Raw genomic sequence first — 14577 nt, forward strand, 5'->3', positions numbered from 1 at the left:
ACAACACCGACCATGCTCACGTTCATCGGTCTCGGTCTCTACGACGAACGCTCGATCACCGTCGAGGGGCGGGACGCGCTTCGGGACGCAGACCGCGTCTTCGCGGAGTTTTACACCAGTACGCTTCTCGGCACGACGGTCGAGGAACTCGAGGACCACCACGACGTCTCGATCGAGGTCCGCGACCGCGCGGGCGTCGAGCAACGACCCGATGACATCATAGAGGCCGCCGAGACCGAATCGGTCGCCTTCCTGACCGCGGGCGATACGATGATCTCGACGACTCACGTCGATCTCAGACTCCGGGCACACGACCGCGGTATCGAGACACGGATTATCCACGGCGTGACGGCCCAGACGGCTACAAGCGCCCTGACTGGGCTCCAGAACTACCGCTTCGGAACCGCGACCACGCTCCCGTTCCCGTACGCCCACGGAGCCGACGGGCTTCCGGCGAGCGTGACGAACACGATCGACGCGAACCGCGAGGCGGGCAGCCACACCGTCGTCTACCTCGACATCAAAGTCGACAACGAGGCTGCGACCCAGCGCGTCGAGGACGACGAGGCGGTGGCCGAGTACATGACCGCCGACGTCGGCGCGGAGCTGCTCGCCGAGGAGTACCCCGACCTCGTCGGCGTCGTCGTCGCTCGAGCGGGAAGTCCCGATCCGCTCGTCGAAGCCGGAACGATGACCGAGCTCGCGGAGCGGGAGTTCGGCGACCCGCTCCACCTGCTCGTGATCCCCGGGGACTGTCACCTGCTCGAGGCCGACGCGCTGGTCGAACTCGCCGGTGCGGATCGCGAAGCGTTGGATATCGTCTAAATCGCCGGTCGCCTAAACCGCTCGTCGTCCGAATCCCTCGTCGCCTGAACTACTCGGCGTTTGAAACGCCGGGACGAACGCGCTCGAGCGAACCCAACCCTGTTCTTGCGAGTGAAGACCCTCGAGAATTCGAAGAAAAGCACTGGACGCGGATTTAGAGGTTGTCGATGATCGCCGTCGTCACGTCCTCAGTCGAGGCTTCGCCGCCGAGATCGGGCGTCCGCGGCCCGTTCTCGAGGGTCGTCTCGACCGCGTTCTGAACCGCCGCAGCCTCCTCGTCGTGGCCGAGATACTCGAGCAACATCGCGGCGGAGATGATCGTCGCGGCCGGGTTCGCGACGCCCTCGCCGGCGATGTCCGGTGCGGTTCCGTGGACAGGTTCGAACAGCCCGCGCTCCGGGCCGATGTTGGCCGAGGGGAGCAATCCGAGTCCGCCGACCAGCCCCGCGGCCAGATCCGAGAGCACGTCGCCCGCGAGGTTCGGACAGACGACGACGTCGAACTGCTCGGGGTCGAGACAGACCTTCGTCGCGAACGCGTCCATCAGCACCTCGTCGGTGTCGACGCCCTGCTCGTCGGCCACCGACTCGATCGTGTCCCGGAAGACGCCATCGGTTTCGCGCATGACGTTCGCCTTGTGGGCGATCGTAAAGCCGTCGTGATCGCCGTCTTCGACGTACTCGCAGGCGAACTCGCCGAGGTCTCTCGAGGCCGACTGCGTGACGACCCGCGTGAGCGTCGCAACGTCTTCCGAGAGCCGATCCTCGTGGCCGGCGTAGACGCCTTCGGTGTTCTCGCGGAGGAAGACCAGATCCGTCTCCGGGCGCACGGCGTCGATACCCGGATAGGCTTTCGCCGGGCGAATGTTCACGAACGAATCGACCGCCTCTCGGAGCGGGAGAATAACGTCCGCAGCCGTCTCGCCGGCCGCGCCGAACAGCGTCGCGTCCGCCGACGCCGCCAGTTCGTAGGTCTCCTCGGGCAACGCCTCGCCCGTAATCTCCTTGACGCGGTCGCCCGCGTCCGCCTCGTGGAACTCGAAGTCGATCTCGAGGGACTCGAGCACCTCGACTGCCGCCGGGGTTACTTCCTGCCCGATTCCGTCGCCGGGGATGACAGCGATCTCGTGAGTCATGCTTTTCCATCTCGAGAGGACTGAAATGAGCGTGTCGATACCGGGATGGCTGGAGTCCTGACTGGCGGCAGTGTTCCAGTTCGCGTCGCTGCTGGACGTGGGGTCCGCTCGAGATGTCGATGAACGAAACGAGAATCTCAACGACGGGTCCGAAACGCCGGTTCTACGACGAGATGGCCGAATCGTCCACGTAGGGCAGTTCGTCTGCCTTTTTCTGGACCTCGCCGGCGTTCGATTTCATCAGCGCCGTCGTATCCCAGATGCCGTCGACCAGCGCCTTCCGCTGGGCGTCGTCGACGGTGACGTCGATCCTCTCGTCGCCGTAGGTAACCGTCTCGTCTTCGACGTCGACCTCGATCTCTCCGTCGGGGTTGTCGTCGACCCAGGCCTGCAGTTCCTGGATCGTCTCGGTGTCCGCGGTGACGGTCGGAATGCCGAGCGCCAGACAGTTGCCGGCGAAAATCTCGGCGAAGCTCTCGCCGATGATCGCGTCGATCCCCCAGCGCATCAGCGCCTGGGGTGCGTGCTCTCTCGAGGAGCCACAGCCGAAGTTGCTGTTGACGACCATCACCGAGGAGTCCTGGTAGCGCTCCTCGTTGAACGGGTGGTCCTTCTGGTTGTCGTCCTCGTCGAACCGCAGGTCGAAGAACGCGAACTCGCCCAGGCCGTCGAAGGTGACGACCTTCATGAATCGGGCGGGAATGATCTGGTCAGTGTCGATGTCGTTGCCCTGAATCGGGACGCCGGATCCGGAAGCGTACTTGACTTCCGGAATGTCGACATCGTCGCTCATGCGGTCGACACCTCCTTCAGTTCGCGCACGTCAGTAACCTCTCCGGTGATCGCCGCCGCGGCGACCATCCGCGGGTTCATCAGGACGGTGCGGCCGTCCTTGCTTCCCTGCCGGCCGACGAAGTTCCGATTCGAGGAGGAGGCACAGGCCTCGTCGCCCTCGAGTTGGTCCTCGTTCATGCCCAGACACATCGAACAGCCGGCGTTTCGCCACTCGAAGCCGGCTTCCTCGTAGATGTCCTTGAGGCCCTCTTTCTCCGCCGTCTCCTGTACGCGCTGACTGCCGGGGACGACCAGCGCGCGAACGTCGTCGTCGACCTGTCGGCCCTCGACGATCTCGGCACCGCGTCGGAGGTCGGGCAGTCGGGCGTTCGTACACGAGCCGAGGAAGGCGACGTCGATGTCGTAGCCGTCCATCGTCTCGCCCGGCTCGACGCGCATGTGTTCTTGGGCGCGTTCTGCCGTGTCGGCTTTGTCCGCGGGAAGGTCCTCCGGCGCGGGGATCGGCTCCGAAATCCCGATTCCCTGGCCGGGGGTCGTTCCCCAGGTGACGACCGGCTCGAGCTCCGAGCCGTCGATGGTGACGACGTCGTCGTACTCGGCGTCGTCGTCGCTCGAGATCGACTCCCAGTAGGGTTTCAGTTCCTCGAACTTCTCGGGGTTCTCCTGGAAGTAATCGGTCTCCTCGAGCCACTCGTAGGTGGTCTCGTCGGGGTTGACGTAGCCCGCGCGAGCGCCGCCCTCGATGGACATGTTACAGATCGACATCCGACCCTCCATGCCGAGGCTCTCGATGGCTTCGCCGGCGTACTCGTAGACGTAGCCGACGCCGCCTTCGGTGCCCAGCTGACTGATGATCTCGAGGATGATGTCTTTGGCCTCGACGCCGTCGTCGAGTTCACCCGTAATCTCGATCTTGCGGACTTTCTGTTTCTCCATCGCGATGGTCCCCGTCGCGAGGACGTCGCGGATCTGTGAGGTCCCGATACCAAACGCCAGCGCGCCGAACGCGCCGTGGGTGCTCGTATGGGAGTCCCCGCAGACGATGGTCTTGCCGGGTTGGGTGAGTCCCTGCTCCGGCCCGATGACGTGGACGATCCCCTGATCGCCCGTCGTCGGATCCGAGAACTCGATGCCCGCGTCGCGGACGTTCTGCTCGAGTTCGGACATCATTTCCTCGGCCGAGTCCTCCTTGTAGGGACGGGACTGGTCGGCCGTCGGAACGATGTGATCGACCGTCGCGTGGGTCAGTTCGGGGTAGGCGACCTCGAGGTCTCGCTCCTCGAGCATGCCGAAGGCCTGCGGACTGGTGACCTCGTGAATGAGGTGCAATCCGACGAACAGTTGATCCTGTCCGGTCGGTAGCGTCGTAACTTTGTGTCGATCCCACACCTTGTCGTAGAGTGTTCCCTCGCTCATCTGTCGTCCTCGATGCCGTCGGTTCGTACCCGCCCCCGTTCGAAAACCCGATTCGTTCGGTTCGTCTCCGTCGCTTCGGTCGGCGGCGTGTGACTGACGGTTTTCATCGTCCGCTCGTCCGTCGTCGCTCGATCCGCGTGTTCGTCGGTCGATTCGACGGCCTCCGATCGGCCGCCGTCGGCCGCAACGACGGGGCCGCGACTGAACAGGTGCCCAGTCGATTCGTCGGTGTAGGGGTTGGTGTGGCTAACCTCGGCCATAACCTTCCCTGAACCGGACGCCGACTCAGTTGTCACACCGGTATCGGACGCCGTCGATTCTGTCTCTCGTGTCATCTGTATTCGATCGTCGATTAGTCCGCCTGGACGCGCGTTTTCTCGTCCTCGTCTTCTGTCTCTTCTCCCTCGCCTTCCCACGCGAAGAGGGCGCGGAGCCGCTCGCCGACCTCCTCGATTTCGTGGTTCTTCTCGGCCTGGTTCAACTGCGTGTAGACCGGCCGGTTGGCCTGGTTCTCCGCGACCCACTCGGTCGCGAACTCGCCGTTTTGAACCTGCTCGAGCACTTCCTCCATGTTGGCTCGAGCGGTGTCGTCGATGATCTCGTCGCCGCGGGTGAGCCCGCCGTACTCGGCGGTGTCGGAGACCGAATCCCACATCGCGCCGAGGCCGCCCTCGTACATCAGGTCGACGATGAGCTTCATCTCGTTCATGCACTCGAAGTAGGCCATCTCCTCGCTGTAGCCGGCGTCGACGAGCGTCTCGTAGCCGACCTTGATCAGCTCGGCGATACCGCCACAGAGGACGGCCTGCTCGCCGAAGAGGTCGGTTTCGGTCTCCTCGCGGAACGTCGTTTCGACGACGCCCGCTCGAGCGCAGCCGATCCCCTTCGCGTACGCGAGTGCGCGTTCCTTCGCGTCGCCGGTCGTGTCCTGGTAGACTGCGAGCAGTCCGGGGGTTCCCTCGCCGCGCTCGTAGTTGCGCCGAACCAGGTGGCCCGGCGATTTGGGCGCGATCATCGTCACGTCGACGTGTTCTGGCGGCTGGATCTGGTTGTAGTGGATGTTAAATCCGTGGGCGAACTGGAGCGTGTCGCCTTCCTCAAGGTGCGGTTCGATCTCCTCGTAGACCGCCGGCTGGACCGTATCAGGAACCAGCACGGACACGATGTCGGCCTGCTTCGCCGCCTCGGCGGCGGTCGCGACCTCGAGTCCTTCCGCGCGTGCCGGCTCTCGCGAGGAGGAATTTTCGCGAAGGCCGACGATCACGTCGACCCCACTCTCGTGGAGGTTCAGCGCGTGGGCGTGGCCCTGACTGCCGTAGCCGAGCACGGCGACGGTCGAGTTTGTGAGTTGCGATTCGTCTACGTCTTCTTCGTAATAGATTTCGGTGGTAAATTCGTCAGTCATCGTCTGCGTGTGGTTGTTGTGGGTTCGTTTGCTGTGCCGATTCCTCCGGTGGTGTTTCGCGAGCGGTATCGGTCATCCCTCGCGCTAACGCCGTCGTCCCGGTTCGGGAAATCTCGCGAATGCCGAACTGGCTGAACGCTTCGATCGCCGCGGCGATCTTCTGATCGCTGCCGGTGATCTCGATGGTCGCCGTCTCGGGCGAGGCGTCGACGGTTTTGCCGCCGTACATCTCCGCGACGGCGGCGACCTGATCGGGACGCATCGCGTTGACTTTCACGAGCGCGAGTTCGCGCCGCATCGCGTCGGGCTCGAGTTCGCGAACCGAGACGACCGGGACGAGCTTCCGGAGTTGTTTCTTGATCTGTTCGATGCCGGGATCGGGTTCCTCGACGACGAGGGTGATCCGCGCTCGGTCCTCGTCGTCGGTGGGGCCGACCGTCAGGCTCTCGATGTTGAACTGCCGCCTCGAGAACAGCCCCGAGACGTCCGAGAGCACGCCGGGTTCGTGCTCGACGAGCGTCGAGATCACAGTTCGGCGCGGTTCGTGTTCGGCCTCCACTTCGGGGTCGACGCGGATCCCCTGTGCGGTGCGTCGACCAGCCGGCCTTGGGCGCTCGTCTGGAGCTGGCCCATCGAGTCCGCCGGTCATAGCTGGTCCTCCGCCAGCGCGAACTGGCCGTTGTCACCGCCGCTTGGAACCATCGGGTAGACGTTCGCCTGCGGATCGATATGCGCGTCGATAACGGACGGCCCGTCGTAGGAAAGCGCCTCCTCGATGGTGTCTGCGACCTCGTCGTACTCGTCGATCCGGAAGCCTCTCGCACCGAACGCTTCCGCGAGTTTGTCGAACTCGGGCATCCAGTTGTACTCGGAGGCGGAATGGCGACCCTCGAAGAAGGCGTCCTGCCACTGTCGAACCATCCCGATGTACTCGTTGTTGAGCACCACGACGGTGATATCGAGGTTCTCACGAACTGCGACCGAAAGTCCCTGTAACGTCATCAGGAACGAGCCGTCGCCGTCGATGCAGACGACCTCTTGATCGTCGTCGGCGGCGATGCGCGCGCCGATGGCCGACGGCAGGCCGTAGCCCATCGCACCGAGTCCGTGACTCGAGACCCACGTGCGCGGTTCGGTGTAGGTCCAGTACTGGCAGGCCCACATCTGGTGTTGGCCGACGCCGGTGGTCACGACCGCGCGGTCGCTGGTCGCCTCGTCGAGCGCTTCGACGACGAACTCCGGCTGGACCGGCCGATCCTCCGGGGCGTCGTAGGCCATCGAGTAGTCGGATTTCCACTGCTGGCACTGGGCTCGCCACTTCGTCGCCTGCGGCGAGGTCTCCATCTCCTCGGACAGCTGGGTGACGACCGTCTCTGCGTCGCCGATCAGCGGATAGTCCGCGTGGATGTTCTTCGAAATCTCCGCCGGATCGATATCGATGTGGATCAGTTCGGCGTCGGGCGCGAACGTCTCGATGCCGCCGGTCAGGCGGTCGTCGAAGCGCGTTCCGATGCCGATCAGAGTGTCACAGTGAGTGATCGCCATGTTGGCGTAGCCGGTGCCGTGCATGCCGGCCATCTCCATCGATAGCTCGTGATCTTCCGGGAACGAGCCGATGCCCGGCATCGTCGTGATGACCGGGATCTCGTGTTCGATCGCGAACTCGCGACAGGCCTCGCTGGCCTCGCCCTTGATGACGCCGCCGCCGAGTAGCAAGGCGGGCTTGCTCGAGTTCTCGATCCGTCGTGCGGCTTGCTCGACGATTTCGGGATCGGCTTGCTCTTGGACCTCGTAGGTGTCCGGGACTTTCGGCTCGTCGGGTTCGCGGTTGGTGTCTGCGTTCGTCACGTCCTTCGGGAGGTCGACCAGGGTCGGTCCCGGCCGCCCTTCCCGTGCGAGCGCGAACGCTTCGCTCACGTCCGAGCCGACCGTGTCCGGATCGTTCGCGAACGTGTTGTCCTTGGTCACTGGCGTCGTGACGCCGGTGGTGTCGGTCTCTTGGAACGCGTCGTTGCCGACGAAATCTCGAGCGACCTGTCCCGTCAGCGCGACCATTGGGTCCGAATCCATATCGGCGTCCGCGATTCCCGTGACGAGGTTCGTCGCACCCGGTCCCGAGGTCGCCAGGCAGATGCCCGGTTCGCCCGAGACGATGCCGTAGGCGTCCGCCGCGTGGGCGGCCCCCTGTTCGTGGGCCATCGTCACGTGGTAGATATCCGAATCGTACAGCGCGTCGTAGACGGGCATGATCGCGCCGCCTTGCACGCCGAAGGCGTACTCGACGCCCGCGTTCTCGAGGGCTCGGATAACCGACTGTGCGCCCGTCGCGACGGGCGCTTGCTCGATATCGTCCTCGGTCGCTTGCGTCGACGTGTCCGCCGCCGTCGATTCGTCTGCGTGCTGTTCCCCTGTTTCTGGATCGTCCGTTTCGGTCGGTGATGTGATCGAGGAAGCGCGTTCGCTCATCTGGATCCTCCCGCCGCGTGGTGGCGATCAGTTGTCATGTAGTGTGTCATCTGCTGTCTGACTGGTGGCTGTGTGATCGATGCGAGGCCGGAACGAGAAGGAGGTGTGAGGGGCTAGACGGCCCCTACAATAGCGAACGGAGCGAACACGCCGGTGTCGACCGCGTCGGCCGACCGTTCTGCGTGTGACCTCATTACCTCGACTGTAGCTACCTCGAGTGTCATAACTCTTGTGCGTCTTGTTCGACCGCGTTGGTCCCCGTAGCCGGTGCTCGGGAACGCTGGCAAACGGGGAGAACATCCCTAGGCGCGCACCTCCTCTTTGTCCTGTGTGCGCTCGACGTCCGCTTCCTCCGCGAAGCGCTCTAAGTCGGTGACGGTGACGCGTCGTTTTTCCGCGCCGTAGTCTTTGACCCGTCGAGTGACCGCGCGAACCTGTTCGTCCGTGGGTTCGAACCCGCGTTCGTGCAGGCGCTCGCGGACGGAGTGCGTGCCGGTGTGTTTGCCCATGACCAGTTTGCGTTCGGCTCCGACCATTTCGGGGGTCATGACGCCCGGTTCGAACGTATCGGAGTTTTCGATTACGCCCGCAGCGTGGATGCCGCTCTCGTGGGAGAAGGCGTTGTCGCCGACGACCGGCTTGTTGCCCGGTGTCTCCATGCCGCTTTTGTCCTCGACGATGTCGGAGAGTTCCGTGATCCGCGTGGTGTCGATACCGGTATCGACCTGGTAGAGGGATTCGACGGACATGACGAACTCCTCGTAGGCGGCGTTGCCCGCCCGCTCTCCGATGGAGTTGACCGATACCTGAGCCTGATCGGCTCCGGCTTCGATACCGGCGAGCGCGTTCGCGGTCGCCAAACCGAAGTCGTCGTGGGTGTGGACATCAACGCGCGCGTCGGTGTGTGCACACACCTTCTCGATCATCGCCTGGAATCTGCTGGGTGTGGCGACGCCGCAGGTGTCGGGAATGTTGATCCAGTCGGTTCCTGCCTCGGTGACCGCTTCGATCACGTCGATCAGGAACGCCTCGTCGGTTCGCGTCGCGTCCATCGGGGAGAACATACAGGTTGCTCCCGCGTCGGTGACGCGTTCGACCGACTCGACTGCGTTCTGTACGACCTGGTCTCGTGTGGCGTGCATCGAATCTTCGATCTGGACGTCGCTTGTGCTCACGAAGACGTGAACCATCTCGACGCCGGAATCTAGCGCTGCTTCGATATCCGCATCGACGACGCGGGCTAACCCGCAGGTCGTCGTGCTGGTTGCCGAAGCAATATCCCGGACTGCCTCGAACTCCGCGTCGGAGTTGACAGGGAACCCAGCTTCGATCACGTGGGTGCCCATCTCGTCTAGAATCGAGGCGATCTGGCGCTTGTCGTCGTAAGAGAACGACGTTCCAGGGGACTGTTCGCCGTCCCGGAGCGTCGTATCGAAGACTCGAGCAGTTTCGATTTCTTCAGTGGAATCTAACGTGCCCTGGAAGAACTCGACCGCCCTGACTGGTATCAGAGCCGTTGTCTGGTGAAGACATTGTATCCAATTCGACGTGCGACGACGTATATAAAACTACCGCTGTTACTGCTTTTCCGGTGTCGTCTGTGAGCGAATCACTTCGTGATGAGCCCAAAATCGCAAGACATCAACGTCCTAATATTCATCACCATCTCCCTATATGATACGGTATTTCTGTGCGGACTCGACCGAGGCGTTCTCGAGAGCGAGTATAATTACGGTTTATTTCCTTTGGATTAAATTTGTGAGCGCTCGCGCGCGATTCCGGAATTAACGTTCGGGCAATAACGCTTACTGCAGACGGGTAGAATAAGACGTTCACATCCCTTTACTCGAATATGGTTGTCTATCTACTATTCCTTCGATCATTTCACGATCTATTCCAGCTAAGTTATTGTTCGAGTATGTTCTGCTGAGTTTCGTATTGGTCGACGCCCCGCGATTCGTGTACCGCTCTGAGACACGGGATGAGTGAGATGGCCAGTGAGCGTGTCAGCATTTTAGTGCCCCTCGTGGTAGCTCTCCGTGCAATGTCATCCGACGAAGTCACAGCCCTGCTCAGGGAAGCGTACCTCGACGAACTCGAGACGGTGATGAATTACCTGACGAACGCCATCGTGCTCGATGGCGTCCACGCCGAGGAAGTCAAAACGAGCCTCGAGGAGGACGTCGACGAGGAACTCGAGCACGCGCGGTTGCTCGGCCAGCGGTTGAAACAACTCGATCAGTCACCGCCCGGCTCCGAGCAGTTCGACGCCCAGCAGTCCTCGCTGCAGCCGCCGGACGACACGACGGACGTCCAGTCGGTCATCGACGGCGTGCTCGATGCCGAAGATGACGCCATCGAAACGTACCGATCGCTGCTCGAGGCGGCTCGAGAGGCTGACGATCCGGTGACCGAAGACGTCGCCGTCACGATTCTGACCGACGAGGAGGCCCACCATTCGGAGTTCCGCGGATTCGAAAAGGAGTTTCCGATGGACTGAGTCGATCGCGAGACCAGATTTGATGGGCGTCTGGAACCGCGTCTCTCGAGGCCGTCCTGTTCGCCGCCGCGAGTCGCGTCGTGAAACCAGTTGTGGGGAACGTTTTTCTCGTCGCGCTTCGACCCAGACCACATGAGCGATTTCGATCTCGACCTGATGGCGGTCGAGGACCACATGGACGAGGAGTTCGAACTCGAGGGAAGCATCGTACTCGGCGTACTCGACGGCAGCACTGACCCGGATACGTGGCTCGAGGCGATCTCGAGCGGTAACGTGCTTGTTCTTCGGGGTGAGGGAGACATTAACGAACTCGCCTCCGGATTCGCGAGAGACGTCAAAGAATCCGGCGGAAATCTGGTTCACTTTCGCGGGTTCTTGATCGTGACTCCTCCCGGCATCGATGTCGACACGAGTCGACTCGGGTGAGCACCTCGACCGATACTGTGTCAGATTCAGGATAATAGTGGATTACCTCTACGAATCACGATCTGTTAATTCCGTCTGTTGTTCGTGCCTATAATTCACACGCTGGCCGGGAATCTCGATCACCGAACGGTTATCATCTCGTTCTCTCAGGGACTGTAATCCTATTGGGGGACGAACCATTTCGTTTGGTTAGTTTGCCAGAATGTATTTACGACGTGGGTCAGTCTTCACAGATGAATGTCGTTTGATACGCACGAGGATACCTCCGACGTAGGTGATATTACCGACGATATAGACACTGACATCGATACGGTCGACCGAACGGATATCAGTACGAACACCGACCACGAAGCGTCCGCTAAAATGGAATCCGCGGTCGATAAACTGAGCCGGAGTACGACAGAAATCGGCGACCGACTCGAGGACATCCACGACGAGGCTACTTCCCAGTACGATGCGAACATGGAGGTCGCAAACGAGGCGTCGAACCTCTCGGCGTCGGTCGAAGAGATCGCCTCGTCGTCCGAGGAGGTTGCGGCCGCGAGCGAGAAGGCTCAGGATCTCGCCGAGACGGGCCAGGAGTCCGCGACTGACCTCTCGAACGCGATGGCGGATATTCGCAGTGCCGCAGACGTGGTCGCAGAAGATGTCAGGGCGATCCGACGAAGTGCAGAGGAGATCGACAAGGTGGTCGAAGTCATCAACGACATCGCCGACCAGACGAATATTCTGGCGATCAACGCCTCGATCGAGGCCGCTGGTGCGGACGCCAACGGCGATCGGTTCGGCGTCGTCGCGTCGGAGGTAAAGTCGTTGGCGGAGGATTCACAGACTCGTGCGGCCGAAATCGAGGGGATGATCGAAGACGTACAAGAGAACACGGGGACGGCCGTCGAGAACCTCGGTGCGAACGACGAGCGCATCGAAGAGGGGATCGAGTCGGTCGATCAGGCGATCGAGGTCCTCGACGAGATTCACGAAACGGTCGACGAAGTCTCGGAGGGAATCGCCCAGGTTGCAGATGCGACCGATCAGCAGGCGGCGAGCACGGAGGAAGTCGCGAGCATGGCCGATATAACCGTCAAAAGTGCCGAAACGATCGCTAACGAGACGCGCGAAATCGCCACCGAAGTGCAGACCCAAACTACTCAGATCGAAGACATTACACAGACGTTCGAACAGCTCGAGGACGACTTCGCTCCGAACGCGAATCCGAACGTCTAAATCGACTTTTCTCGGCGGCAGCCGACCCGTATCACGACGCTCCGTTCGCGTCCACTGTCAGGAATTTTCGGACGGGGCAAACGTCAGATGATGTCCGTCGAAGTCACGAGCGACCGCTGTCTCGGCGTCGCCCTCGCCACGGAACTCGAGGCGTGCGACGCGGTCGGCGATCGCTTCCCCTGTGGCTTTCGGATCTTCCGTTTCGAAGCCCAGATCGACGTGGACGCCGCCGCGAGCGTCCGCGATACCGAGGTGGGGCTCCCACAGCTCGAGCGCGATCGGTCCGTCCATTCGGACCCGCGTTCGGCGGTCGCCGCGGTCGACGGTTTCGAATCCCAACTCGGCGTACAGCGACTCCGCGCGCTCGAGCGATTCGACCTCGAGAACGACTTCGAAGATGCCGTCGATGCCTGGACCATCGACGTCGGATTGCCCGAGTTCGACGCAGTTTCCGTCCGGATCGTAGAGGTACAGCGATCTCGTAGACCCGAACTGGGCCTCCTCGAGGTCGTACTCGGCCTCGAGTCGGTCCCACCAGTCGTCGTAGGTGTCCGCCGGAATCGACAGCGCGTAGTGGGTGTGAAGGCCGCCACGCGGAACAGCCGTCGGCCGGCGAATACGGAGGTCGCTTTTCCCGGCTTCGATCGCGAGTTCTCCGTCCCGCTCGCTGCGAACGGTCATCTCGAGCGTATCCTCGTAGAATTTTCGTGCGCTGGCGAGCGATTTCGCCTCGAGTCCGAGCCAGGCGAGGCCGGTCAACATAGACCCCCTTACGCGCGGCAACCGCATAGTGCCGTCGCTCGGCGGCCAATGAGAGTCGTTTCCGCATCTCGTCTATTTATCTGTTTGCCGACCGTACGGTGAGCCATGACATCCCGCGTCGACGAACGAGCGGCCGACTTCGAGGTGATCGATCGATTCGACGGCGGCGTCGGCTGGATCGCCCACCCCGACGAGCGAATGCGCCGCGCGAGCCACGCCCTCGAGATCGACGGCAACGTCTGGGTCATCGATCCGGTCGACGCAGACGGGATCGACGAGTTGTTCGCGGAACTCGGCACGGTGGCCGGAGTCGTCACGCTGCTCGATCGCCACAAGCGCGACGCGGCGACCATTGCGAACCGCCACGGCGTCGAAGTGTACCTTCCGGACTGGTTCGAGGGCGTCGCCGAGGATATCGACGCGCCGATCGTTCGCTTCGGTGCCGAACTCGCGGATACCGGACTCGAGGCCTCGGTGATGCGAAAAAGTCGGTTTTGGCAGGAGGTCGCGTTGTACAATCCCGCCGACGGAACGCTCGTCGTTCCGGAATCGGTCGGCGGATCGTCGTACTTTCTGACCCGCGGCGAACGCCTCGGCGTCCACCCGGTGCTTCGAGCGATCCCCCCTCGAGAGCAACTCGGCGGGTTCGACCCGGACCGCGTGCTCGTCGGGCACGGATCGGGGGTACTCGAGGACGCGGACGCCGCGCTCGAGGATGCACTCCGTGGATCGCGACGGCGAATACCGTGGCTCTACGGCCGGATAGTTTGGAATCTACTCCCGGTGTGAGCGCTGGATCGGGATCGATACCCAGTTCGCGGGGGACACAGCTAATTAGCGTCCACCCGTAGACGCTCGCGTGGTTTACATAACGCGCGGTCTGGTCGACATCTTGCTGGACCTCGCCGATGACGCCGATCCGAACGATGTGTCGACCGGCGTCTCGGTCACGTCCGCCGGAGAGCTTCGTGGCGGTGAGGGGCTACCACCCGAGACGCCGGTGTTCACGGACTTCGTGTTGCCGGACGTCGGGGGCTCCGTCAACGCGGTTTTCGGCGTGGATCTCTCGACGCCGGCCCGGCAGACACAGGGGCAGTTCAACTCGCATCCGGTCCGCGAACTCGCGGTGACCAGACGCGACGATCTCGCACAGATCGTCTTCGTCGCGGTGCCCCCCTGGACCAACGCCGACGATTCGTTCGGCGCGTTCACCCGCCGCGGAGAGCGCCTGCCCCTCGAGATCATCGATGCGGAGCCGCCGGCCGAATCGCTTCCAAGCGAATCGGTTACCGATTGAACATCTGACGGGTCTGGGCCAACTACTCGAGGTAGCCAAGCCCCTTTAACTGCTCAGTGATCTCCTCGAACTCGGCTTCGGTGAGCTGATCGGTCTGTTGGTGCTGGATGACGATGCTTCGTAGCAGGAATCGGACGAGGTCGCTGGTGCTCTGGAAGCTGGTGCCTTCGATCGTTTCGTCGACGCGGTCTGCCAACTCCTTCGGGATGGAAACGGTGGTGTATTCGGTCATACCTGAATCGTGCGCCGGAAGCCCCAAAGACGTGTCGCCGCGACGGCTCGCAGTCGTTCGGTTGGGCGACTTCGAGATTGATCCGTCCCGCTGA

The 14577-nt window shown here is 62.5% G+C and carries 16 protein-coding genes; 6 read left to right on the forward strand and 10 right to left on the reverse strand.

The window, feature by feature from the left end; translation table 11 throughout:
• Window positions 1–12 precede the first annotated feature (12 nt).
• Window positions 13–825, forward strand: a complete 813-nt coding sequence (dph5, locus tag HALLA_RS03400) for a diphthine synthase (protein ID WP_049952068.1) — start codon at window positions 13–15, stop codon at window positions 823–825.
• 154 nt (window positions 826–979) lie between these two features.
• Here dph5 and HALLA_RS03405 read toward each other — a convergent pair whose 3' ends face one another.
• The 8 genes from HALLA_RS03405 to HALLA_RS03440 all read right to left on the reverse strand — a co-directional run bounded on the left by HALLA_RS03405 (window position 980) and on the right by HALLA_RS03440 (window position 9553).
• The gene (locus tag HALLA_RS03405) at window positions 980–1960 is read right to left on the reverse strand and encodes an isocitrate/isopropylmalate dehydrogenase family protein (RefSeq protein WP_049952069.1); all 981 of its coding nucleotides are present in this window, start codon (window positions 1958–1960) and stop codon (window positions 980–982) included.
• A gap of 163 nt (window positions 1961–2123) precedes the next feature.
• The gene (gene leuD, locus HALLA_RS03410) at window positions 2124–2753 is read right to left on the reverse strand and encodes a 3-isopropylmalate dehydratase small subunit (RefSeq protein WP_049952070.1); all 630 of its coding nucleotides are present in this window, start codon (window positions 2751–2753) and stop codon (window positions 2124–2126) included.
• The gene (leuC, locus tag HALLA_RS03415) at window positions 2750–4171 is read right to left on the reverse strand and encodes a 3-isopropylmalate dehydratase large subunit (RefSeq protein ID WP_049952071.1); all 1422 of its coding nucleotides are present in this window, start codon (window positions 4169–4171) and stop codon (window positions 2750–2752) included. The genes leuD and leuC overlap by 4 nt, the downstream gene beginning before the upstream one ends.
• Window positions 4168–4506, reverse strand: coding sequence for a hypothetical protein (locus HALLA_RS03420; RefSeq protein ID WP_049952072.1), 339 nt, complete (start codon window positions 4504–4506; stop codon window positions 4168–4170). The genes leuC and HALLA_RS03420 overlap by 4 nt, the downstream gene beginning before the upstream one ends.
• Window positions 4507–4523: 17 nt before the next feature.
• Window positions 4524–5576: a ketol-acid reductoisomerase gene (gene ilvC / locus HALLA_RS03425; RefSeq protein ID WP_049952073.1), complete on the reverse strand. Its 1053-nt coding sequence runs from the start codon at window positions 5574–5576 to the stop codon at window positions 4524–4526.
• Window positions 5569–6225, reverse strand: coding sequence for an acetolactate synthase small subunit (gene ilvN / locus HALLA_RS03430; protein WP_049952074.1), 657 nt, complete (start codon window positions 6223–6225; stop codon window positions 5569–5571). Before ilvN ends, ilvC begins: the two co-directional genes overlap by 8 nt.
• The gene (gene ilvB / locus HALLA_RS03435; protein ID WP_049952075.1) at window positions 6222–8042 is read right to left on the reverse strand and encodes a biosynthetic-type acetolactate synthase large subunit; all 1821 of its coding nucleotides are present in this window, start codon (window positions 8040–8042) and stop codon (window positions 6222–6224) included. The genes ilvN and ilvB overlap by 4 nt, the downstream gene beginning before the upstream one ends.
• Before the next feature lie 302 nt (window positions 8043–8344).
• The gene (locus HALLA_RS03440) at window positions 8345–9553 is read right to left on the reverse strand and encodes a LeuA family protein (protein WP_242406201.1); all 1209 of its coding nucleotides are present in this window, start codon (window positions 9551–9553) and stop codon (window positions 8345–8347) included.
• Between the two features lie 533 nt (window positions 9554–10086).
• On the opposite strand from HALLA_RS03440, the gene HALLA_RS03445 reads away from it, so the two are divergent.
• The 3 genes from HALLA_RS03445 to HALLA_RS03455 all read left to right on the forward strand — a co-directional run bounded on the left by HALLA_RS03445 (window position 10087) and on the right by HALLA_RS03455 (window position 12192).
• Window positions 10087–10542, forward strand: coding sequence for a ferritin-like domain-containing protein (locus HALLA_RS03445; RefSeq protein ID WP_049952077.1), 456 nt, complete (start codon window positions 10087–10089; stop codon window positions 10540–10542).
• Window positions 10543–10674: 132 nt separating this feature from the next.
• The gene (locus HALLA_RS03450) at window positions 10675–10968 is read left to right on the forward strand and encodes a DUF5779 family protein (RefSeq protein WP_049952078.1); all 294 of its coding nucleotides are present in this window, start codon (window positions 10675–10677) and stop codon (window positions 10966–10968) included.
• 237 nt (window positions 10969–11205) lie between these two features.
• A complete protein-coding gene (locus HALLA_RS03455) occupies window positions 11206–12192 on the forward strand; it encodes a methyl-accepting chemotaxis protein (RefSeq protein WP_049952079.1) in 987 nt (328 codons plus the stop codon).
• Between the two features lie 57 nt (window positions 12193–12249).
• Here the strand turns inward: HALLA_RS03455 and HALLA_RS03460 are convergent, their stop codons facing one another.
• Window positions 12250–12954: a VOC family protein gene (locus HALLA_RS03460; protein WP_049952080.1), complete on the reverse strand. Its 705-nt coding sequence runs from the start codon at window positions 12952–12954 to the stop codon at window positions 12250–12252.
• A 105-nt stretch (window positions 12955–13059) separates the two neighbouring features.
• On the opposite strand from HALLA_RS03460, the gene HALLA_RS03465 reads away from it, so the two are divergent.
• Window positions 13060–13743: a hypothetical protein gene (locus HALLA_RS03465; protein WP_049952081.1), complete on the forward strand. Its 684-nt coding sequence runs from the start codon at window positions 13060–13062 to the stop codon at window positions 13741–13743.
• Window positions 13744–13813: 70 nt separating this feature from the next.
• On the forward strand, window positions 13814–14251 hold the full coding sequence (locus HALLA_RS03470; protein ID WP_049952082.1) for a hypothetical protein: 438 nt from the start codon (window positions 13814–13816) through the stop codon (window positions 14249–14251).
• A gap of 22 nt (window positions 14252–14273) precedes the next feature.
• Here HALLA_RS03470 and HALLA_RS03475 read toward each other — a convergent pair whose 3' ends face one another.
• Complete coding sequence (locus tag HALLA_RS03475; RefSeq protein ID WP_049952083.1) at window positions 14274–14483, reverse strand: ribbon-helix-helix domain-containing protein; 210 nt, start codon at window positions 14481–14483, stop codon at window positions 14274–14276.
• Window positions 14484–14577: the final 94 nt, after the last annotated feature.

This window comes from Halostagnicola larsenii XH-48, assembly GCF_000517625.1.
Taxonomy (GTDB): Archaea; Halobacteriota; Halobacteria; order Halobacteriales; family Natrialbaceae; genus Halostagnicola; species Halostagnicola larsenii.